15 protein-coding genes are annotated in these 19,650 nt (G+C 72.6%); 10 read left to right on the top strand and 5 right to left on the bottom strand.

From position 1 onward, the window contains the following. Window positions 1-180: 180 nt before the first annotated feature. The 5 genes from ACGFW5_RS26865 to ACGFW5_RS26845 all read left to right on the top strand — a co-directional run bounded on the left by ACGFW5_RS26865 (window position 181) and on the right by ACGFW5_RS26845 (window position 7,161). Complete coding sequence (locus ACGFW5_RS26865; RefSeq protein ID WP_393836852.1) at window positions 181-1,074, top strand: FAD binding domain-containing protein; 894 nt, start codon at window positions 181-183, stop codon at window positions 1,072-1,074. 2 nt (window positions 1,075-1,076) lie between these two features. Beyond that, complete coding sequence (locus ACGFW5_RS26860; RefSeq protein ID WP_393836851.1) at window positions 1,077-1,697, top strand: (2Fe-2S)-binding protein; 621 nt, start codon at window positions 1,077-1,079, stop codon at window positions 1,695-1,697. Between the two features lie 2 nt (window positions 1,698-1,699). After that, window positions 1,700-4,099, top strand: a complete 2,400-nt coding sequence (locus ACGFW5_RS26855; RefSeq protein ID WP_393836850.1) for a xanthine dehydrogenase family protein molybdopterin-binding subunit — start codon at window positions 1,700-1,702, stop codon at window positions 4,097-4,099. Window positions 4,100-4,499: 400 nt separating this feature from the next. Continuing rightward, window positions 4,500-5,963 carry an NCS2 family permease gene (locus ACGFW5_RS26850; RefSeq protein WP_393836849.1) on the top strand — a complete coding sequence of 488 codons (1,464 nt, stop codon included), beginning with the start codon at window positions 4,500-4,502 and terminating at the stop codon, window positions 5,961-5,963. A gap of 46 nt (window positions 5,964-6,009) precedes the next feature. Then, window positions 6,010-7,161 (top strand): XdhC family protein, encoded by a 1,152-nt coding sequence (locus tag ACGFW5_RS26845; RefSeq protein WP_393836848.1) that lies wholly within the window; start codon window positions 6,010-6,012, stop codon window positions 7,159-7,161. Window positions 7,162-7,192: 31 nt separating this feature from the next. Here the strand turns inward: ACGFW5_RS26845 and ACGFW5_RS26840 are convergent, their stop codons facing one another. After that, complete coding sequence (locus ACGFW5_RS26840; RefSeq protein ID WP_393836847.1) at window positions 7,193-8,176, bottom strand: DUF5937 family protein; 984 nt, start codon at window positions 8,174-8,176, stop codon at window positions 7,193-7,195. Window positions 8,177-8,232: 56 nt separating this feature from the next. On the opposite strand from ACGFW5_RS26840, the gene ACGFW5_RS26835 reads away from it, so the two are divergent. The 3 genes from ACGFW5_RS26835 to ACGFW5_RS26825 all read left to right on the top strand — a co-directional run bounded on the left by ACGFW5_RS26835 (window position 8,233) and on the right by ACGFW5_RS26825 (window position 12,579). After that, window positions 8,233-9,486, top strand: coding sequence for an MFS transporter (locus ACGFW5_RS26835; RefSeq protein WP_393836846.1), 1,254 nt, complete (start codon window positions 8,233-8,235; stop codon window positions 9,484-9,486). Window positions 9,487-9,971: 485 nt separating this feature from the next. Then, on the top strand, window positions 9,972-11,204 hold the full coding sequence (locus ACGFW5_RS26830; RefSeq protein WP_393836845.1) for a GNAT family N-acetyltransferase: 1,233 nt from the start codon (window positions 9,972-9,974) through the stop codon (window positions 11,202-11,204). 496 nt (window positions 11,205-11,700) lie between these two features. Beyond that, on the top strand, window positions 11,701-12,579 hold the full coding sequence (locus tag ACGFW5_RS26825; RefSeq protein ID WP_393836844.1) for a polysaccharide deacetylase family protein: 879 nt from the start codon (window positions 11,701-11,703) through the stop codon (window positions 12,577-12,579). An 8-nt stretch (window positions 12,580-12,587) separates the two neighbouring features. Here ACGFW5_RS26825 and ACGFW5_RS26820 read toward each other — a convergent pair whose 3' ends face one another. The 4 genes from ACGFW5_RS26820 to ACGFW5_RS26805 all read right to left on the bottom strand — a co-directional run bounded on the left by ACGFW5_RS26820 (window position 12,588) and on the right by ACGFW5_RS26805 (window position 16,857). Then, complete coding sequence (locus ACGFW5_RS26820) at window positions 12,588-14,126, bottom strand: carboxylesterase/lipase family protein (protein ID WP_393836909.1); 1,539 nt, start codon at window positions 14,124-14,126, stop codon at window positions 12,588-12,590. Window position 14,127: 1 nt separating this feature from the next. Next, window positions 14,128-14,769: a GPP34 family phosphoprotein gene (locus ACGFW5_RS26815; RefSeq protein WP_393836843.1), complete on the bottom strand. Its 642-nt coding sequence runs from the start codon at window positions 14,767-14,769 to the stop codon at window positions 14,128-14,130. A gap of 241 nt (window positions 14,770-15,010) precedes the next feature. Further along, complete coding sequence (locus ACGFW5_RS26810; RefSeq protein WP_393836842.1) at window positions 15,011-15,667, bottom strand: response regulator; 657 nt, start codon at window positions 15,665-15,667, stop codon at window positions 15,011-15,013. Then, window positions 15,664-16,857, bottom strand: a complete 1,194-nt coding sequence (locus tag ACGFW5_RS26805) for a sensor histidine kinase (RefSeq protein WP_393836841.1) — start codon at window positions 16,855-16,857, stop codon at window positions 15,664-15,666. The genes ACGFW5_RS26810 and ACGFW5_RS26805 overlap by 4 nt, the downstream gene beginning before the upstream one ends. Before the next feature lie 369 nt (window positions 16,858-17,226). On the opposite strand from ACGFW5_RS26805, the gene ACGFW5_RS26800 reads away from it, so the two are divergent. Continuing rightward, window positions 17,227-17,430 carry a cold-shock protein gene (locus tag ACGFW5_RS26800; protein ID WP_100580096.1) on the top strand — a complete coding sequence of 68 codons (204 nt, stop codon included), beginning with the start codon at window positions 17,227-17,229 and terminating at the stop codon, window positions 17,428-17,430. Window positions 17,431-17,812: 382 nt separating this feature from the next. Beyond that, window positions 17,813-19,333, top strand: a complete 1,521-nt coding sequence (locus ACGFW5_RS26795) for a DEAD/DEAH box helicase (RefSeq protein ID WP_393836840.1) — start codon at window positions 17,813-17,815, stop codon at window positions 19,331-19,333. The last annotated feature ends 317 nt before the right edge of the window (window positions 19,334-19,650 follow it).

Genomic DNA, 19,650 nt, shown 5'->3' with positions numbered 1-19,650 from the left:
CAAGACGTGAGTGGAGACCAGCCAACTCCTTCATGGTTTCGGTGACTGCACCCGAGGGATCGGGGCTTGTGTACTGATTCCACACCGCGTTAACAGCACATGAACGAATGAGATGTCGAGGGCCTGCCGTCACCGGGACCCGCGCGATTGATCCCGAATTTGAGAAGAAGAGAGCCACTCATGGACTTCCTTCGCCCCGCCGGCTGGGAGGAGGCGCTCGCCGCAAAGGCAGAGCACCCCACCGCTGTGCCCATTGCGGGTGGCACCGACGTGATGGTCGAGATCAACTTTGACCACCGCCGGCCCGAGTACCTGCTGGACCTCAACCGCATCGGCGAGTTGGCCCAGTGGGAGATCGGTGAGGAGAGTGTCCGGCTCGGCCCCTCCGTCCCGTACACGAAGATCATGGAGAACCTGCGGGCCGAGCTGCCGGGCCTCGCGCTCGCCTCGCACACCGTCGCCTCCCCGCAGATCCGTAACCGTGGCGGTGTCGGCGGCAACCTCGGCTGTGCCTCCCCGGCCGGTGACGCCCACCCGGCGCTGCTGTCCTCCGGCGCCGACGTCGAGGTCGAGTCGCAGGCGCGCGGCGTCCGGCTGATCCCGATCGACGAGTTCTACAAGGGCGTCAAGCGCAACGCCCTGGAGGCGGACGAGCTGATCAAGGCCGTCCACATCCCCAAGGCGGACGGCCCCCAGCAGTTCTCCAAGGTGGGCACCCGCAACGCGATGGTCATCGCGGTCTGCGCGTTCGGCCTCGCCCTGCACCCCGAGACCCGCACGGTCCGTACCGGCATCGGCTCGGCGGCCCCGACCCCCGTTCGGGCGAAGGCGGCCGAGGAATTCCTGAACGCGGCGCTCGAAGAGGGCGGCTTCTGGGACAACGGAAAGATCATCACCCCGTCGATCGCGAAGCAGTTCGCGCAGCTCGCATCGGGCGCCTGCAACCCGATCGACGACGTCCGCGGCACCGCGAACTACCGTCGCCACGCCGTCGGCGTCATGGCCCGTCGCACGCTGATGTGGACCTGGGAGTCCTACCGCGGCAACGGCCGCACCCTTGAAGGAGCTGCATAACCATGCGCGTGAATTTCACGGTCAATGGCCGTAAGCAGGAGGCCGACGACGTGTGGGAGGGCGAGAGCCTTCTGTACGTCCTGCGCGAGCGCATGGGGCTTCCGGGTTCGAAGAACGCCTGCGAGCAGGGCGAGTGCGGCTCCTGCACGGTCCGCCTCGACGGTGTTCCGGTCTGTTCCTGTCTGGTCGCGGCCGGTCAGGTCGAGGGCCGCGAGGTCGTCACCGTGGAGGGTCTGGCCGACTACGCCGCCCACCGCACCGACGCCCACCCCGGCGGCGGCTGCGCCTCCGGCGCCTGCGGCACGTCCGTCGACGCCGCCAAGCGCTGGACGGCGCATGGATCCGACAGCGGGCTCCGCCCGCGGGCCCAGGACGGGCAGACGGGAGAGGCGGGCGGGCTCTCCCCGATCCAGCAGGCCTTCATCGACGCCGGCGCCGTGCAGTGCGGTTTCTGCACCCCGGGGCTCCTGGTCGCCGCCGACGAGCTCCTGGAGCGCAACTCCGAGCCGTCCGACGCGGACATCCGCGAGGCGCTCTCGGGCAACCTGTGCCGCTGCACCGGTTACGAGAAGATCCTCGACGCGGTCCGCCTGGCGGCCGCCCGTCAGGAAGAGACGGTCTGACCATGGCGCAGAACACCCGCACCACTCCGGCCGGTACGCCCACCAACGTCACCCAGAACCACACCAAGGGCGGCATCGGCGAGTCGACGCTGCGCCCGGACGGCACCCTCAAGGTGACCGGCGAGTTCGCGTACTCCTCGGACATGTGGCACGAGGACATGCTGTGGGGCCAGACGCTGCGCTCCACCGTGGCCCACGCCCTCATCGAGAACATCGACATCTCCGAGGCCGTCGCGATGCCCGGCGTCTACGCCGTGCTCACCTACGACGACCTGCCGGCCAAGATGAAGAACTACGGCCTCGAAATCCAGGACACCCCCGTCCTGGCCAACGGCCGGGTCCGTCACCACGGTGAACCGGTCGCCCTCGTGGCCGCCGACCACCCCGAGACCGCCCGCCGCGCGGCCGCCAAGATCAAGATCGACTACAAGGAGCTGCCGCTCGTCACGGACGAGGCCTCGGCCATCGCCCCGGACGCGCCGCTGATCCACGAGGGCCGCGACGACCACCACGCGGGTCACGTCCCGCACCCCAACATCGTGCACCGCCAGCCGATCATCCGCGGCAACGCGGACGAGGCCGCCAAGCGCGCCGACGTGATCGTCAAGGGCGAGTACACCTTCGGCATGCAGGACCAGGCCTTCCTCGGCCCCGAGTCCGGTCTCGCGGTGCCCGCCGAGGACGGCGGCGTCGACCTGTACGTCGCCACCCAGTGGCTGCACTCCGACCTCCAGCAGATCGCCCCGGTCCTCGGCCTGCCGCCGGAGAAGGTCCGCATGACGCTCTCCGGCGTCGGCGGCGCCTTCGGTGGCCGCGAGGACATCTCGATGCAGATCCACGCCTGCCTCCTGGCGCTGCGCACGGGCAAGCCGGTCAAGATCGTCTACAACCGGTTCGAGTCCTTCTTCGGCCATGTGCACCGCCACCCGGCGAAGCTGTACTACGAGCACGGCGCCACCAAGGACGGCAAGATCACGCACATGAAGTGCAAGATCGTCCTGGACGGCGGCGCCTACGCCTCGGCCTCCCCGGCCGTCGTCGGCAACGCCTCCTCGCTCTCCGTCGGCCCGTACGTCATCGACGACGTCGACATCGAGGCGATCGCGCTCTACTCGAACAACCCGCCCTGCGGCGCGATGCGCGGCTTCGGCGCGGTCCAGGCCTGCTTCGCCTACGAGGCCCAGATGGACAAGCTCGCGGCGAAGCTGGGCATGGACCCGGTCGAGTTCCGCCAGCTCAATGCCATGGAACAGGGCACGATCATGCCGACCGGCCAGGTCGTGGACTCGCCGGCCCCGGTCGCCGAGCTCCTGCGCCGGGTCAAGGCACGCCCGATGCCGCCCGAGCAGCAGTGGCTCGCGGCCGGCGAGGCGGCGGACGTCCGCGCCCTGCCCGGCGGTCTGTCCAACACCACGCACGGCGAGGGCGTCGTACGCGGCGTCGGCTATGCGGTGGGCATCAAGAACGTCGGCTTCTCCGAGGGCTTCGACGACTACTCGACCGCCCGGGTACGCCTTGAGGTCATCAACGGCGAGGCCGTCGCGATGGTCCACACGGCCATGGCGGAGGTCGGCCAGGGCGGCGTCACCGTGCACGCCCAGATCGCCCGTACGGAGCTGGGTGTCGCGCAGGTGACCATCCACCCGGCCGACACGCAGGTCGGCTCCGCCGGTTCCACCTCCGCCTCCCGGCAGACGTACATGACCGGTGGCGCCGTGAAGAACACCTGCGAGGCCGTCCGCGCCAAGGCGCTGGAGATCGGCCGCCGCAAGTTCGGCTCCTACCACCCCGCGTGGGCCACCGCCGAGCTGCTGCTCGAAGGCGGCAAGGTCGTCACCGACGGCGGTGAGGTCCTGGCGGATCTGGCGGACGTCCTGGAGGGCGAGGAGATCGACGTGGAGCTGGAGTTCCGGCACCGCCCGACCCACGCCTTCGACCTCGTCACCGGCCAGGGCAACGGCCACGTCCAGTACACCTTCGCCGCGCACCGCGCGGTGGTCGAGGTGGACACCGAGCTCGGCCTCGTCAAGGTCGTCGAGCTGGCCACCGCCCAGGACGTCGGCAAGGCGCTCAACATGCTCTCCGTCGTCGGCCAGATCCAGGGTGGCACCACCCAGGGCCTCGGCGTCGCGGTGATGGAAGAGATCATCGTGGACCCGAAGACCGCGAAGGTGCGCAACCCCTCCTTCACGGACTACCTGATCCCGACGATCCTGGACACCCCGACCATCCCGGTCGACGTCCTGGAGCTCGCCGACCCGAACGCGCCGTACGGTCTGCGCGGTCTCGGCGAGGCCCCGACCCTCTCCTCCACCCCGGCCGTCCTCGCGGCGATCCGGAACGCGACGGGTCTTGAGCTCAACAAGACCCCGGTCCGCCCCGAGCACCTCACGGGAACGTGATCCCTCCGGGGGCCAGGGGGTAAGGGACGTTCCCTCCGGGGGCTCGCGTCCCCCGGGCCCCCTCCTCAAAGCCCTCCGGGCGGTGCGTGCCTCCCAGGAACGTCACACTTCCGAAGCCCGCGCCGCCCGGAGCACACCAGTACCGCACCGCTCGCGGTCCTCGCAGTACCAGCACCACCCGCAGCACCAGCACCACCAGCGTGACCGAGTCACACCAGCAACACCCGTAGCCATCTGCACTGCGGTACCGCGGTCGGTACCCCCGCAGCAGCAGACACCGTTCGTCTCGGGCCGTCCCCCGGGTCGTGCAGCCCACGCACCATCCCAAATCCCGCAGCTTGTCTGACCTGAGGATTCAAGTCTTATGCGGGTGCCCCTGTGAACCTTGGGAGTAGGCACCATGACCCAGCAGTCCCTGGAGCCGAAGACCACCGCCGAGGACGCGGGCTCCGGCTCCCGTCCCCCCGCCGGCAGGTCTTGGCTCGACCGGTACTTCCACATATCCGAGAGAGGATCCACGCTCGCGCAGGAAGTGCGCGGCGGCATCACCACCTTCATGGCGATGTGTTACATCCTCCTGCTCAACCCCCTGATCCTCTCGACGCCCGACGTCGACAAGCACACGCTGGGCCACGCGGGCCTGGTGACCGCCACCGCTCTCGCGGCCGCGGCCAGCACCCTGCTGATGGGCTTCATCGGAAAGGTCCCGCTCGCACTCGCCGCCGGACTGAACGTCTCCGCGGCCCTGACCACCCAGGTGGTCCCCAACATGACCTGGCCGCAGGCCATGGGCATGTGCGTCATGTACGGCGTCGTCATCATGCTGCTGGTCGTCACCGGCCTCCGCGAGATGATCATGAACGCCATCCCGCTGGCGCTCAAGCACGCCATCACCATGGGCATCGGCATGTTCGTCGCCCTGCTCGGCCTGGTGAAGGCGGGCTTCGTCGGCAAGGGCCCCGAGCACGGCCCGCCGGTCACCCTCGGCGCCACCGGTCAACTGGTCGGCTGGCCCGTCCTGTTCTTCGCGCTCACCCTGCTCCTGATCTTCGCGCTCCAGGCCCGCAAGGTCCCCGGTGCGATCCTGATCGGCATCGTCACCGGCAGTGTCGTGTCCTTCGTGGCCACCAAGGTCGGCGGCCTGACCGACGCGGACTGGGGCGGCACCGCCCCGGGCCTGAGCGGCAGCGCGGTCTCCACACCCGACTTCGGCCTCTTCGGCCACGTCGAGTTCGGCGGCTGGGGCTCCATCGGCGCCATCAGCGTCACCATGATCGTCTTCACTCTGGTGCTGGCCGGCTTCTTCGACGCGATGGCCACCATCATCGGCGTCGGCCAGGAGGCCAAGCTCGCCGACGAACAGGGCCGCATGCCGGGTCTGTCCAAGGCGCTGTTCATCGACGGTGCGGGCGGCGCGATCGGCGGCGTCGCGGGCGCCTCGGGCCAGACCGTGTTCATCGAGTCGGCCTCCGGCGCCGGCGAGGGCGCCCGTAGCGGCCTCTCCTCCGTCGTCACCGGCCTCTTCTTCGCGGCCTGCCTCTTCTTCACCCCGGTCACCCAGCTGGTCCCCGCGCAGGTCGCCTCCGCGGCCCTCGTGGTCATCGGCTCGATGATGATGAGCGCCGCCAAGCACGTGGACTGGAGCGACCGGTCGGTCTCCATCCCGGTGTTCCTCACCGTCGCGCTGATGCCGTTCACGTACAACATCACCGCCGGTGTCGGCGCGGGCGTCATCGCCTACACGGTGATCAAGGCAGCACAGGGCAAGTGGCGCGAGATCGGCGGGTTCATGTGGGCCCTCACGGCCGTCTTCACGATCTACTTCGCCCTCCATCCCATCGAGAACTGGCTCGGCGTCAAGTAGCGGCCGCGCCGCCGACGCCCTCCGCACATCGCTAAGGAGACCGAACATGCTGGACATCGCCGAAGAGCTCAACCGGTGGGTCGAGCAGGGACGCGAGTTCGCCGTGGCCACCGTGGTGGCCGTCGGCGGCAGCGCGCCCCGGCAGCCGGGCGCCGCCCTCGCCGTCGACACCGACGGCACGGCGATCGGCTCGGTCTCCGGCGGATGTGTGGAGGGCGCGGTCTACGAACTGTGCCAACAGTCGCTCGACGACGGCGAGACCGTCCTTGAACGCTTCGGATACAGCGACGAGGACGCCTTCGCGGTAGGTCTGACCTGCGGCGGCGTCATCGACATACTCATCACCCCGGTCCGGGCGACCTCGCCCGCACGTCCCGTGTTCGCCGCCGCCCTCGCCGCCGCGGCGCGGGGCGAGGCCGCCGCGGTCGCACGGATCACCGACGGTCCTGCCGACCTCATGGGCCGCGCCCTGCTCGTCCACCCGGACGGCCGGTACGAGGGTGTGCTCGGCGGGCACCCCGAACTGGACCGCGCCGTGGCCGACGAGGCCGCCGCCCTGCTCGACGCGGGCCGCACCGCCACGCTCTCCCTCGGCGCCGACGGCCGCCTGTGCGGGCAGCCGCTCACCGTCCTGGTCGAATCGAGCGTCCCGGCCCCCCGGATGATCGTGTTCGGCGCCATCGACTTCGCCGCCGCCTTGGTCAGGGTCGGCAAATTCCTCAACTACCACGTCACCGTGTGCGATGCCCGGCCCGTCTTCGCGACGAAGACCCGCTTCCCCGAGGCGGACGAGATCGTCGTGGAGTGGCCCCACACGTACCTGGAGCGCACCCACACCGACGCGCGCACGGTGCTGTGCGTCCTGACCCACGACGCCAAGTTCGACATCCCGCTTCTGGAGGCCGCGCTGAAACTGCCGGTCGCCTACATCGGCGCCATGGGCTCGCGCCGCACCCACCTCGACCGCAACAAGCGGCTGCGCGACGTGGGCGTCACCGAACTCGAACTGAACCGGCTGCGCTCCCCGATCGGCCTCGACCTCGGCGCCCGTACGCCCGAGGAGACCGCCCTGTCCATCGCCGCGGAGATCGTCGCGAGCCGGCGCGGCGGCAGCGGAGCCTCCCTGACCGGCGCCCACACCCCGATCCACCACGACGGCTCGGACGCGCCGGGACGCCGCATCGGCTCGGTCGCCTGAACCCGGGCCCGCACGCACCCGGGGCGACGGGTCAGCCGTCGCGGGTCAGTTCGTCGCCCAGTTCCGTACGGGCATACAGCACCACCCGCCCCGCCCGCGCGCGACTGACGAGGCCCGTGCGGTGCAGGACCGCGAGATGGTGGGAGACCGCGCTCGCCGTGACCCCCAGACGCCGCGCGAGCCCCGTCGTCGACGCGGGGCCCGAGAGCGCGGTCAGCAGCGCGGACTTCGGACCGCCCACCAGCGCGGCCAGCGCGCCCGCCGGCCGGGGCGGCCGGGTCTCCCACAACGTGGCCACCCCTCGCGCCGGGTAGGCGATCGTGGGCCGCTCCTCCGCGCCGACCGGGCTGATCGTGTGCTGCGCGAACAGTGTCGGTACGAGCCAGAATCCGCGCCCGTCGACGCCCGCCGCCATGTGCAGGTCCCGGTGCACGAACAGGGTCAGCCGCCCGTTGTCCCACGTGGCCGACGGGTCGAGCGAGGTGAGCAGCGCCGCCGCGCCGTCCCGGGCGAGCAGTTGCGCCCGGTGCACCATGTCCGCCTCCAGGACCGCTCGCATCCGCGACCAGTGCGGCGCGATCGCCAGCTCCCAGTACGCCTCCACCACATCCGCGACGGCCGCCGTCAACTTTCTTGGATCTGCGGCCAGTTGGGAGAGCCGGGGCGGCAGTGGACGGTTCGCGTACGCGGCCCGTACATCGGCGAGCGCCTTGTCCGGGGCGGTGGTGCGCAGGCGGCGCAGCTCGTCCGCGACGTCCGGCAGCGGCGAGTCGGGGCGCGGCGTGATGAAGTCGGGGATCCAGCCGCTGCCGTCGACGGTGAGTTCGCCGAGCAGTTCCGTGTCCGGGCCGCCTTCGCGCGCCAGCGCCTCACGGGTACGCCGGATCCACGGAAGGTGCAGCGCGTACTTGTCCGGCCGGCGCAGCGCCCACAGGCTTGTCGCGGTCTCCAGCAGCGGTGAGCAGGCGAAACGCATGTCGGCGAGATCGTCGACGCCGAGGATGTAGCTGAGCATTGAGGCAGAGCCTAAATCTCTGTGCCCCGCCCGTACAACGCAGTTGAGTGGAGGCCATGTCCTCCACCCCCACGCGGGCGGCAGCACTGCTGCCGTCTCGCGGTCCGCTGCGCGCCTACGCCGTCACCACCCTCATCGACTGGATCGGCAACGGCCTCTTCCACACCGGCGCCATCATCTACTTCACCCGGGTCGTCGGGCTCGGCGCGGCCCAGGTCGGACTCGGGCTCACGGTGGCCGCGCTGCTCGGCCCCGCCATGTCCGTCCCGGCCGGCCGGCTCGGCGACCGGCTCGGCCACCGCCGGACATACCTGGCGACGATCCTCGTCCGCGCGGTGGCCTTCGCCGGGTATCTCGCGGTCGGTTCCTTCGCCGGCTTCCTTGCGGTGGTGTGCCTGATCTCGCTGGCCGAGAGCGCTTCCAGACCGGTCAAGAACGCCTACCTCGTCCAGCTGGCCGATCCCACAGCGCTGGTCGCGGCAAGCGCGTACAGCAGGGTCATGCTCAACATCGGCTTCTCGCTCGGCAGCCTCGGTGCGGGCGCGGCGCTCGCCCTCGACTCCCGTGCCGGATACGCGGCGCTGGTCATCGGCAACTGCCTCTCCTACGTGCTCGTCGCGGGGATCGTGCTGCGCATGCCCGAGGGGAACAGGACCGGGGCAGCCGCGACCGTACCGGGACCCAAGCGGCGCGGCGCCCTGCGCGACGGGCGCTTCCTGCTCCTGGCCGCGCTCTCCGGGCTCCTCTACGTCAACGCCGAAGTCGTCACCATCGGTCTGCCGCTGTGGATTTCGCAGCGCACCGAGGCGCCCCGCTGGTCGATCGCCGCGCTCATGCTTCTCAACACCGCGCTGGCGATCCTGCTTCAGGTGCGCGCGGCGCGCGGCAGCGACACCGTGCCCGGGGCCGCCGTGGCCGGCCGGCGCGCGGGGGTGGTGCTGCTCGCCGCCTGCGCCGTGACGGCGACGACGGCCGGGCTCCCCGGGGCGTGGGGCGTCGCGGTGCTCGCCGTCGGCGTGGCTCTGCTCACGGCGGGTGAACTGCTGGCGTCGGCCTCCGGCTGGGGCATCTCGTACGGGCTCGCCGCGGCGGAGCGTCAGGGCGAGTACCTGGGTGCCTGGGGCCTCGCCTCCGACCTGGCCCGTGCGGGCGGGCCGCTGCTCGTCGCGGTCCTGGTCACGCACGGCGGCGGCGCGGGTTGGCTGGCGCTCGGCGCCCTGTTCCTGACGGCGGGCACGGTCACGGTGCCGGTGGCGACCCGAAAGCCCCGGGCGCCGCGCCCGGCTGCGACGCGGAAAATGGCCCGCTGAGCTGCGGGGCCGCTGAGCCGCGGGGCCGGGCCCGAGCCGCGCCCCGTGCTCCGGTCCACCCCGGCCGCGGCGACCTCCGAGCGGCGGCGCTGCCCGAGCGGCCCGCCTCCTCCGAGCGGCGGCGCTACCGAGCGACCCGCCTCCTCCGAGCGGCGGCGCTACCGAGCGACCCGCCTCCTCCGAGCGGCGGCACTGCCGAGCGGCCCGCCTCCTCCCAGCGCCCGCCTCCTCCCAGCGCCCGCGTCCTCCCAGCGCCCGCCTCCTCCCAGCGCCTGCACCCCCGAGCGGCCCGCGTCCTCCCGGCGCCTGCACCCCCGAGCGGCCCGCGTCCTCCCGGCGCCTGCACCCCCGAGCGGCCCGCGTCCTCCCGGCGCCCGCACCCCCGAGCGGCCCGCGTCCTCCCGGCGCCCTCACCTCGTCCCGCCCCACCCCACTCCAGCCGGTATAGGAGTGACGCCCCGTTATGGGCGGGTTAGGGTCGCCGCATGAGCGAGCTGCAGTTCCGCGACGTGCCCGAGTCCGACGTCGACCGCGCCCTGGAACTGTGGTGGCTCGTCTATCACGACCGGCCCGACGAGCCGGAGAAGCGTGCCTACCACCGCGCGATGGTGCTGGGCTGCGACCGCATCGGCGCCTACGACGGTGACGCGCTCGTCGGCTTCCTCGTGGCCCACCGCTTCACCCTGTCCGTACCCGGTGGTGAACTCCCGTGTCCCGGGCTCACGTTCGTCTCCGTCGCCCCCACCCACCGCCGCCGCGGCGTGCTGTCCGGCATGATCGCCGAGGTGTTCCGGCGTTGCGCCGAGCACGGCCGTCCCATCGCCGCGCTGTGGGCGACCGAAGCCGCCATCTACGGCCGCTTCGGCTTCGGCGCCGGCACCTACGGCACCTCCGTCGAGATCGACTCGACCCGTCCGCTCGCCCTGCGCGTCGACCCCGACCCGCGCGCACTGCGCCTGATCGACCCGGATGACGCGCCCGCCGAGCTCGGTCCCTGCTACGAGGCGACCCGCGGCCGCCGGGCCGGGCGCATCGCACGCGACGCAGCCCGCTGGCGCGGCGAGTGGCTGCCCGAGACCGACGAGGACGACGAGGAGCTGGGCCCGCCCCGCGTCGTCGGCCTCGGCGCCACCGGCGAACCGCTCGCCGGGTACGCCGTCTACCGCACCCGGCGCGAGGACGACCCCGCCAAGCCCGGCACGGTCCAGGTCGCCGAGCTGGTGGCCGGCTCCCCGGCGGGCGAGGCCGCGCTCTGGAACTACCTGGCGGGCATCGACCTGACCGGCACCGTCCGCGCCTGGGGCCTGGCCCCCGACGACCCGCTGCTGCTCTTCGCCACCGACCGCGACCAGGTCAGGGTCACCGCCCAGTTCCCGGCGCTGTGGATCCGCCTGGTGGACGTGGCAGCCGCGCTCACCGCCCGGTCCTGGGCCGCCGAGGTCTTCCTCGTTCTGGAGGTCCGCGACGACCGCGTCCCGGCCAACGCAGGACGCTTCCGCCTGACCGCGTCCCCGCACGGCTGCACCTACGAGCCGACTCCGGCCGCGCCCGACCTCACCTTCGACGTGCGCGACCTGGCCGCCTGCTACCTCGGCGGCAGCGAGGTGCGCCGCCTGGTCCGCGCCGGTCTGGTGACCGAGCACACTCCGGACGCCGCGGCGGCCCTGGACGCGGCGCTGCGCACCGGGGAACTGCCGCACACCGTCGACGAGTTCTGACCGCCGCAAGCCGCAAGCCGCAAGCCGCAAGCCGCAAGCCGCAAGCCGCAAGCCGCAAGCCGCAAGCCGCAAGCCGCAAGCCGCAAGCCGCACGCCGCACGCCGCACGGCACCGCGCCCGCCCGGCCGTGACGGGCCTTCGGCGAGCAGTACCGGCCCCGGCGTGACAAGGCTCTCGTACGGGGGCGGCGCGGGCCGGGACCAAGGTCCATCGGCGAACTGCCTGCTCGGGGAGGGAACCGCAAACGCCTTTGGCGGGGTCTTTGCCTGCGCGTTAGGGACCAAAGTCCCGGCGCGCGGTCGCTGCGCCGAACACCTCGCACGACTGAGGCCACGTCAACCCTTGTACTGTGCACGGGGGTTGCCGGAATGGGGTATTACCCGTCCATACCCGGCTCGGGAATTCACATTTCGGGAATCGAGCGCGATCGTGCGATCGTGGCCAACTGGTGAAGCTCCGCTGCCGAACCGGCACGTATTGAGGGGATGGGGAAACCATGGCGCGACTGACTGCCCACACACGCCGCATCGTGATGGCCGCGGCCGCGGCCGTCGTCATGACGGGCGGCGTCGCCGCCGCGGTGTTCCTCGGCAGCGACACCTCCGCCGACGGCCCCGGCCCGGCGCTCGCGCACTCCTCGGTCACCCACGCGTCCGACGACAAGCCCGGCGGCAAGCCGTCGCACCCCGTCGGCGACGACAGCGCGCCGGACGGCTCGGACGGCTCACGCGACGCCACGGGACCCGCCGCCCCAGCCGGGGTCACGGGGATATCGGAGACGATCGACCACGCCACCGAGAGCGGCGGGAAGTCCGTCTCGATCACCATCGACGACGGGCCGAGCCCCGTCTGGACGCCCAAGATCCTCGACGTCCTGAAGCGGTACGGCGTCAAGGCGACCTTCTGCATGATCGGCCCGCAGGCCAAGGCCAACCCCGCCATGGTCAAGCGGGTCGTCGCGGCGGGGCACCGGCTGTGCGACCACACGGTCAGCCACGACGAGGCGATGAACAAGAAGCCCGTCCCCTACCAGAGCACCGAGGTCCTGGACGCCCAGAAGATGATCGAGCAAGCGGCCGGCGGCGGCGCCAAGGTCCAGTACTTCCGTGCTCCCGGCGGCGCCTTCACGCCCGACAACCGGCACATCGCGGCCGGCCACGGCATGCGCCCGCTCGGCTGGAACGTCGACACCAAGGACTGGAAGCAGCCCGGCACCGCGACCATCGTGAACACGGTGAAGCAGGAACTCAAGAACGGTCCGATCGTGCTCTTCCACGACGGCGGCGGCGACCGCGCCCAGACGGTCGCCGCCCTCAAGGAACTGCTGCCGTGGCTCGCCCAGCAGGGGTACACCTTCAGCTTCCCGGCGGTCTGACCCGACCTTCACGGCATCGTCGCCCACAGCGCGCAGTGGTGCCCCGGTCCCGGCCGCACCGGACCCGTACGGTCCGGAGCCAGGCTCTGCACCTGTGACCGCGACCAGTGCGGAGCGCCCCCGCCGTTGGGGTCGCCGGAGCGCGCGAACCGCGTCCAGTACCCGATCATGGTGTCGGCGAGCTGGTGCTGACGCTCCGTCATCTCCCGTGGTCTGCCGCCCAGATCGAAGAGGTAGGGCAGCTCCGTGGTGTGGGTCGCGCCCAGCGGGAACGGCGGGGGAGCGGGGAGTGGCCGGGGCGGAAAGGGGTCGGTGAACTCGTAGCGCCACACGGGTCCGCGCGCCGCGAGCAGCGATCCCGTGCGCAGCGTGGGGCAGGCGTAGTTCGCGTCGCCGATGACGGAGCCGAACACCGGTCCGCCGTCCGCACCGGTCACGGGGTACGCCCCCACCACCTCGCCGGCCCGCGCCGGGTCGGGCACGAACTCCCGCGCGACCTCGGGCCAGCTCGCCGGGGTGACGGCGGTGCCCGCGGCGATGATGCCCGCCGCCCAGATGGTGCCCTCGTCGTGGTTGGCTCCGACGAGCACCGGGACGCGCGCCATCCGCCCCGACGAGAGAGCCGACGCAGGATCGCGCGGCAGCAGGCCCGCCCCGTACTCCGGCTGCGCGTCCGTGTCCTGCGCCGCCAGGAGCCTGGACACCGGCGCCCCGCGCAGACAGGCGAGTTCGTCCGCCGCCTTCGCGCAGCCCACCGCCGCCGCGAGCTTCGCCCCGGCCGATCGCGCCACCTCCGGCGCCACCGCGTACGGGGCGAACGGGCGGGCCGGGCCGCCCGCGCAGGGCCCGCTCTCCATGATCGCCCGCTGGAACAGGCCCGCCGCGGCGGGGGAGGCGAGCTGCGCGCAGACGCTGTAGCTCCCCGCGGACTGACCCGCAAGCGTCACGTTCCCCGCGTCGCCGCCGAACGCCCTGATGTTCTGCCGTACGTAGCGCAGCGCCGCCTGCTGGTCGGCGAGACCGAACGTGCCCGAGCCGGGCAGCCCCGCACGGCCGAGAAATCCGAGCGCGCCCAGCCGGTAGTCGACGGTGACCACGACCACGTCACCGCCCGTCGCCATCCGGTGCGCGTCGTAGGAGCTCCCGGCGCCGGTCGTGAACCCGCCGCCGTGCAGCCACACGATCACCGGCCTGGGGTGGCCGGCGCTCGCGTCGGACGGCGCCGTCACGTTCAGATACAGACAGTCCTCGCTGGTGCTGCCGCCCGGCACCTCACCGGCCGGCTGGGCGCACGCGGGCGAGGGCCTGGTCGCGTCACGGATCCCGGACCACGCGGCGGCCGGACGCGGCGCGGCCCAGCGCAGCGCGCCGACCGGCGGGGCGGCGTACGGGACGCCGTCGAAGATCCGGTAGCCGTCGTGGGCGGAGCCGCGCACCGCTCCCGCCCGGGTGTGCACCACCGGCGCCACCGGTGAGGCCGCCGCGGGCATCACCGGCGCGAGCGTCAGGGCCAGGGCGCCCGCGAGCGCCGCCGCGAGCCGCCGCATGTCAGCCACCGCCCATTCCGCCCTGGGCCGCGACCAGCGTGGTCCCCAGGCCCCGGACCGCCCTGCCGAGCGAGGGCGCGATGTCGTCGAGGCGGCCGGTCAACGCGTCGATTCGGCCCGCTTCGGCCCGGGCGTCGGCGCGCGGGACGACGTGCCGTGCGCCGCCCGCCGAAGCGAGCGCCAGGAGCACCGCCTCGTCCGGCCCGGCGGGCCCGTCGCCCCGCAGCAGCGCGGCGAGCCCGCCCTGGAGCGCACGTACGGCGGCCGCGTCGTGCACCGTCACCTCGCGCCGCGCCGAGCGCGCGAAGCCGGCGGCCCGCTCCCGCACCGTGACGAGGCCGAGCTCCGCGAGCCGGTCCTCCACGGCGCCCAGGGTCTCCTTGCGGTCGGCGCGCACCCACGCCTTCCAGGTGCGCCGGTGCGCCCCGGCCCGGCGCAGGACGGGATCGAGGACGGGGTCGCCCGTCGGGCGGGAATCCGCGACGGCCACCTGGCCCGCCGCGTCGACGACACGGCCGAGCCCGGCCAGCTCGGCCAGGACCGCGACGCGCAGCAGGAAGCCGGCCCGGGTGCGGTCGTACAGGGCGCCGGTGTCGGTGTCGTAGGCCACGAGGTACATCCGGCCGTACAGGGATTGCGTCATGTTCTCGACGCTAGGCAATCCGTGCCGGCCGGGGCATCCACCCGGCGGACCGATCCCCACTGGGCCCACGGGATGAGTACGGGGCCGGCTCACCCCTCGGGATGAGGACGCGGCGGCCCACGCTCGGGACGAAGGCGGCGGCTCGGCCTGGGGATGACGGCGGCTCGGCCACGGGACGAAGACGGCGGCTCGGCCCCCGGGGATGACGACGCCGGCTCGGCCCCGGGACGGGCGCGGCGGCTCAGCCTCGGCGGGGCTCGACCAGACCGTGGTCGTAGGCCGCGACCACCGCCTGGACCCGGTCGCGCAGCCGCAGCTTGCGCAGCACCGCCGACACATGGGTCTTGACCGTCGCCTCCGACAGGTGCAGCAAGCGGGCGATCTCGGCGTTGGACAGCGCCTGACCGATGAGCGTCAGCACCTCGCGTTCGCGCGGCGAAAGACCGTCGAGGGCGGCCGGCGCCGCGGGGGTGGCGGTGTGCGCGAAACGGTCCAGCATGCGCCGGGTCACGCTCGGCGCGAGCAGCGCGTCTCCGCGCGCCACCACGCGGACGGCGTCGGCGAGCTCGGCCGGCCGGATGTCCTTGAGCAGAAACCCGCTGGCCCCGGCCCGCAGCGCGGTCAGTACGTGCTCGTCGAGGTCGAAGGTGGTCACGACCAGGACCCGGGTCGCGCTGCCCGACGCGACGACGGCGCGCGTCGCGTCGATGCCGTCCATCACGGGCATCCGCACATCCATCAGGACGACGTCCGGCCTCAACTCCTCGACCAGGCGCACCGCGTGCTGCCCGTCGGCCGCCTCACCGACCACTTCGAGATCGTCACGGGCGTCGATGATCAGCCGGAAACCGCCGCGCACCAGCGCCTGGTCGTCGGCCACCACCACCCGGATCGTCACGAGCGGTACTTTATCGGCAGCACGGCGCGCACCGCGAAACCTCCGGCAGGGTCGGGCCCGGCCTCCAGGGTGCCGCCGAGCAGCGAGGCCCGTTCACGCATCCCCGCGAGCCCCCGCCCAGACCCGCCGGTCCGCCAACCACGCTCCCCGGGGCGGCCGTTGTCGCTCACCTCGATGCGTACGGACTCCTCGTCGCGGCACACCGACACCCGCACCCGGCTCGCTCCCGCGTGCCGCATCGTGTTGGTCAGGGCCTCCTGCACGATGCGGTACGCCGCAAGGGCCACGGCGGACGGCGGATCCGGTGAGCGGCCCTTCTCGCGCAGCTCGACGGTGAGCCCGGCGGAGCGCGCGTTCGCGGCCAGCTCGGCGAGGTCCCCGAGGCCGCGCGGAGGCCGCCGCGCCGCGTCGCTGCCGTCGCCGTCCTCGCCCGTCTCGGCACGCAGCAAAAGGCGCAGCTCCCCGAGCGCCGAGCGGCCGGCGCCGTCGATGGCGCGCAGCGCGTGTCTGGCCTGCTCAGGGTCGGCGTCGAACACGTCGTCGGCGGCGCTCGCCTGGATCACCATGACCGAGACGGTGTGGGCCACGACGTCGTGCACCTCGCGGGCGATCCTGGCCCGCTCCTCGGCCACCGCTCTGCGCGTCTCGGCCGCCAGCCGGTCCTGGTGCGCCCTGCGCCACTGCCCGGCGGTCCACGCGAGCGTCACGGCCAGGGCGTGGGTCACGAGCGCCAGCGTGCTCGCCGACACGTACGCGAGCGGGGCGAGCGCGAGCATCCCGAGCAGCCACCACCGTGACGTCCGCGCCGGCCGCAGGGCGGACAGCACGCACAGGGCGATCTGCGCCCCGATGAACGACCCCGTCAGGCTCAGCGGGGGAAAGAGCAGCCACATCCCGCAGCCGAGCAGCGCGCTCGCGGCGAGCACCGCGCCGGGCCGGCGCACCACCCACCGGAGCACGACGGCCTGTACGACGGCGAGCACCACGGCGGCGGCGGCCCGCCCGCCGGTGCCGGCCGCCAGGAACGCGGGCACCGCCACCGCGAGCACCAGCCCGCCCGAGCCGATCCGCAGCGCCCGGTCGGCCCTGTCCGTCCCGTTCGTCCGGTCCGCCGTGTTCGTCCGGTCCGTCGTGTCCGTCCGGTCCGGGCGGGGGATTCCACTGCCGTGCGGCGTGCGCTTGAGACCCACGCCCGCGACGCTACCAACCCGAGCCGAAGGGGGCCCGCGGCCGGCCGGTGCGGGCATCTCGCAGCGATCGGGGACGCCCCGGGAGACCGGACATATCCGGGCCAGGGCGGGGAAATCCCCCCGAAGCGCGGCGGTGCTTCCTGGCGACGCGCGCAAAATAGTACGATTTGCCGTGCCTACGCGCCGGAACCGTGCTACTGTTTCTCTCAGTTGCAGTTGTGGTTCCCAAAGACTTCAAGTGCCTCGATGGTTTTATGCCGTCGGGCGCTTTTGTATTTCCGGTGCTTTTTCCGGACGGGGCAATCATCTCAGTAACGACGGGGTCAGCACAGTGCGGGCCCCCGGGCATTGCCCCGAAGGAGATATGACATGGCTACTGGCACCGTGAAGTGGTTCAACGCGGAAAAGGGCTTCGGCTTCATTGAGCAGGAGGGTGGCGGCCCGGACGTCTTCGCCCACTACTCGAACATCGCCGCCCAGGGCTTCCGTGAGCTTCAGGAAGGCCAGAAGGTGAACTTCGACGTCACGCAGGGCCAGAAGGGCCCGCAGGCCGAGAACATCACGCCTGCCTGACGCTGAAGCGTTTTCTGCGCGCGGCTGGGGCCCGCACCTTGGGGTGCGGGCCCCAGCCCGTTGCTGTTCCACCGGGCCCGCCGTCACCCATGACGGCACTCTCGCGGCCCGCGGGACACCGGGGACCTCCCCGGGCGTCCCGCCAGCAGCGGACGAACCGCCATGGCCACGGCCCGGCGCGGATCGGCCCGCTGTCCTGATCCGGCCCGACCGTCTCTTCGAGACGGCGGATGCCCGGCATTCCGACACCGGGCGAACGAGTTCCGCGCCCCGGTGCGGCCGGATCAGAATTCGACTTCTGTTTTCGGCTCGTTCTTGCGATGTTCCGGCGGCTTCATTGCCGGGGATCCCTCGATACGTGCCATATCGAGGAAGGTTCTCCTTGAACCGTTCAGCTCGCACGAACGACCGTTACACCGCCGCCCGCAGGGGCGGCAGCAGCACCGACCGGGGGGCCCGTTTCCGCCCCCAGGGCCAGAACCGCTCCGGCGGCGGCCGCAGGCCCGCCGCGCAGCAGGGCGAGTTCGCCCTCCCCGTCACCATCACCCCGGCGCTGCCTCCCGTCGTCAACTTCGGCGACCTCGACATGCCCGCCCCCATCCTGGAACTGCTCTCCAGCCTCGGCATGAACGAGCCGTTCCCGATCCAGGCCGCCACGCTGCCGAACTCGCTGGCCGGCCGGGACGTCCTGGGCCGTGGCCGCACCGGATCCGGCAAGACCCTGGCCTTCGGCCTGGCCCTGCTCGTCCGCACCGCCGGTCGCCGCGCCGAGTCGAAGAAGCCCCTCGCTCTGGTCCTGGTCCCCACGCGTGAGCTGGCGCAGCAGGTCACCGACGCCCTCACCCCGTACGCCCGCGCCCTGAAGCTGCGCATGGCCACCGTCGTCGGCGGCATGTCGATCGGCCGGCAGGCCGGCGCGCTGCGTTCCGGCGCCGAAGTCGTCGTGGCCACCCCCGGCCGCCTCAAGGACCTCATCGAGCGCCGCGACTGCCGCCTCGACCAGGTCGCGATCACCGTGCTCGACGAGGCCGACCAGATGGCCGACATGGGCTTCATGCCGCAGGTCACCGAGCTGTTGGACCAGGTCCGCCCCGAAGGGCAGCGGATGCTGTTCTCGGCGACCCTCGACCGCAACGTCGACCTGCTGGTCCGGCGCTACCTGCACGACCCGGTCGTCCACTCCGTCGACCCGTCGGCCGGAGCCGTCACCACGATGGAGCACCACGTGCTGCACGTGCAGAGCGCCGACAAGTACGCCACGACCACCGAGATCGCGGCCCGCGACGGCCGGGTGATCATGTTCCTGGACACCAAGCACGCCGTCGACCAGCTCACCAAGCACCTTCTCCAGAGCGGGGTGCGGGCCGCCGCCCTGCACGGCGGGAAGTCGCAGCCGCAGCGCACTCGCACGCTGGCGCAGTTCAAGACCGGCGCGGTGTCGGTCCTGGTCGCCACGAACGTCGCGGCGCGCGGCATCCACGTCGACAACCTCGACCTCGTCGTCAACGTCGACCCGCCGACCGACCACAAGGACTACCTGCACCGCGGCGGCCGCACCGCCCGCGCAGGCGAGTCCGGCAGCGTGGTCACCCTGGTCATGCCCAACCAGCGCCGTGAGATGACCCGCCTGATGATGGCCGCCGGGATCACCCCGACGATCACCCAGGTCCGCTCCGGCGAGGCGGAGCTGAGCCGCATCACCGGCGCCCAGGCCCCCTCCGGCATCCCCGTCGTCGCCGCCGCGCCCCCCGCCGACCAGCCCAAGCGCGGCCAGGCCCCGTTCCGCGGCCGCGGCACCGCCCGCGGTCAGTCCGGCCGCAGCAGCGGCGCCTCGCGTCGCGTCGGCGAGACCCGCGAGCTGGCCGAGGCCCGCAAGGCCGCCCGGGTCCGCCGCGTCGCCTGACCCTCAGGTCAACTCCCGCTGCCGCCAGGGTGGTTCCTGACCTCTCAGGCCAACGCCCCCTGCATCCAGGGGAGTTCTTGGCCCCTCAGGTCAACTCCCCCTGCTTCCAGGGCAGTTACTGTGCCACGGGCCTCACATCGCCGCAGCGTCGGCGGGTGGGGCCCGTGGCGCAGCCATGTGCGGGCGGCCCCGGCAGTACATGAGGCTCGGCAGCGCCCCAGCCCCGGCGGCGCCCCAGCCCCAGCGGCGCACCGAGCGCCGGCGCCGGCCCCAACGGCGCACCGAGCCCCGCTCCCGGCGCCCCGCGGGGCCCCTCG

It is taken from the genome of Streptomyces sp. NPDC048416, assembly GCF_043200435.1.
Classification (GTDB): Bacteria; Actinomycetota; Actinomycetes; order Streptomycetales; family Streptomycetaceae; genus Streptomyces.
Note: the sequence above shows the minus strand (reverse complement) of the source record. Positions and strands in the feature narration are given on the sequence as shown.

What these genes read in the sequence shown, in the direction of transcription:
- ACGFW5_RS26835 (WP_393836846.1), top strand. Translation starts at nt 8,233, where the DNA reads ATGTCCTCCACCCCCACGCGGGCGGCAGCACTGCTGCCGTCTCGCGGT.
- ACGFW5_RS26865 (WP_393836852.1), top strand. Translation starts at nt 181, where the DNA reads ATGGACTTCCTTCGCCCCGCCGGCTGGGAGGAGGCGCTCGCCGCAAAG.
- ACGFW5_RS26850 (WP_393836849.1), top strand. Translation starts at nt 4,500, where the DNA reads ATGACCCAGCAGTCCCTGGAGCCGAAGACCACCGCCGAGGACGCGGGC.
- ACGFW5_RS26860 (WP_393836851.1), top strand. Translation starts at nt 1,077, where the DNA reads ATGCGCGTGAATTTCACGGTCAATGGCCGTAAGCAGGAGGCCGACGAC.
- ACGFW5_RS26820 (WP_393836909.1), bottom strand. Translation starts at nt 14,126, where the DNA reads ATGCGGCGGCTCGCGGCGGCGCTCGCGGGCGCCCTGGCCCTGACGCTC.
- ACGFW5_RS26830 (WP_393836845.1), top strand. Translation starts at nt 9,972, where the DNA reads ATGAGCGAGCTGCAGTTCCGCGACGTGCCCGAGTCCGACGTCGACCGC.
- ACGFW5_RS26845 (WP_393836848.1), top strand. Translation starts at nt 6,010, where the DNA reads ATGCTGGACATCGCCGAAGAGCTCAACCGGTGGGTCGAGCAGGGACGC.
- ACGFW5_RS26855 (WP_393836850.1), top strand. Translation starts at nt 1,700, where the DNA reads ATGGCGCAGAACACCCGCACCACTCCGGCCGGTACGCCCACCAACGTC.
- ACGFW5_RS26825 (WP_393836844.1), top strand. Translation starts at nt 11,701, where the DNA reads ATGGCGCGACTGACTGCCCACACACGCCGCATCGTGATGGCCGCGGCC.
- ACGFW5_RS26800 (WP_100580096.1), top strand. Translation starts at nt 17,227, where the DNA reads ATGGCTACTGGCACCGTGAAGTGGTTCAACGCGGAAAAGGGCTTCGGC.
- ACGFW5_RS26840 (WP_393836847.1), bottom strand. Translation starts at nt 8,176, where the DNA reads ATGCTCAGCTACATCCTCGGCGTCGACGATCTCGCCGACATGCGTTTC.
- ACGFW5_RS26815 (WP_393836843.1), bottom strand. Translation starts at nt 14,769, where the DNA reads ATGACGCAATCCCTGTACGGCCGGATGTACCTCGTGGCCTACGACACC.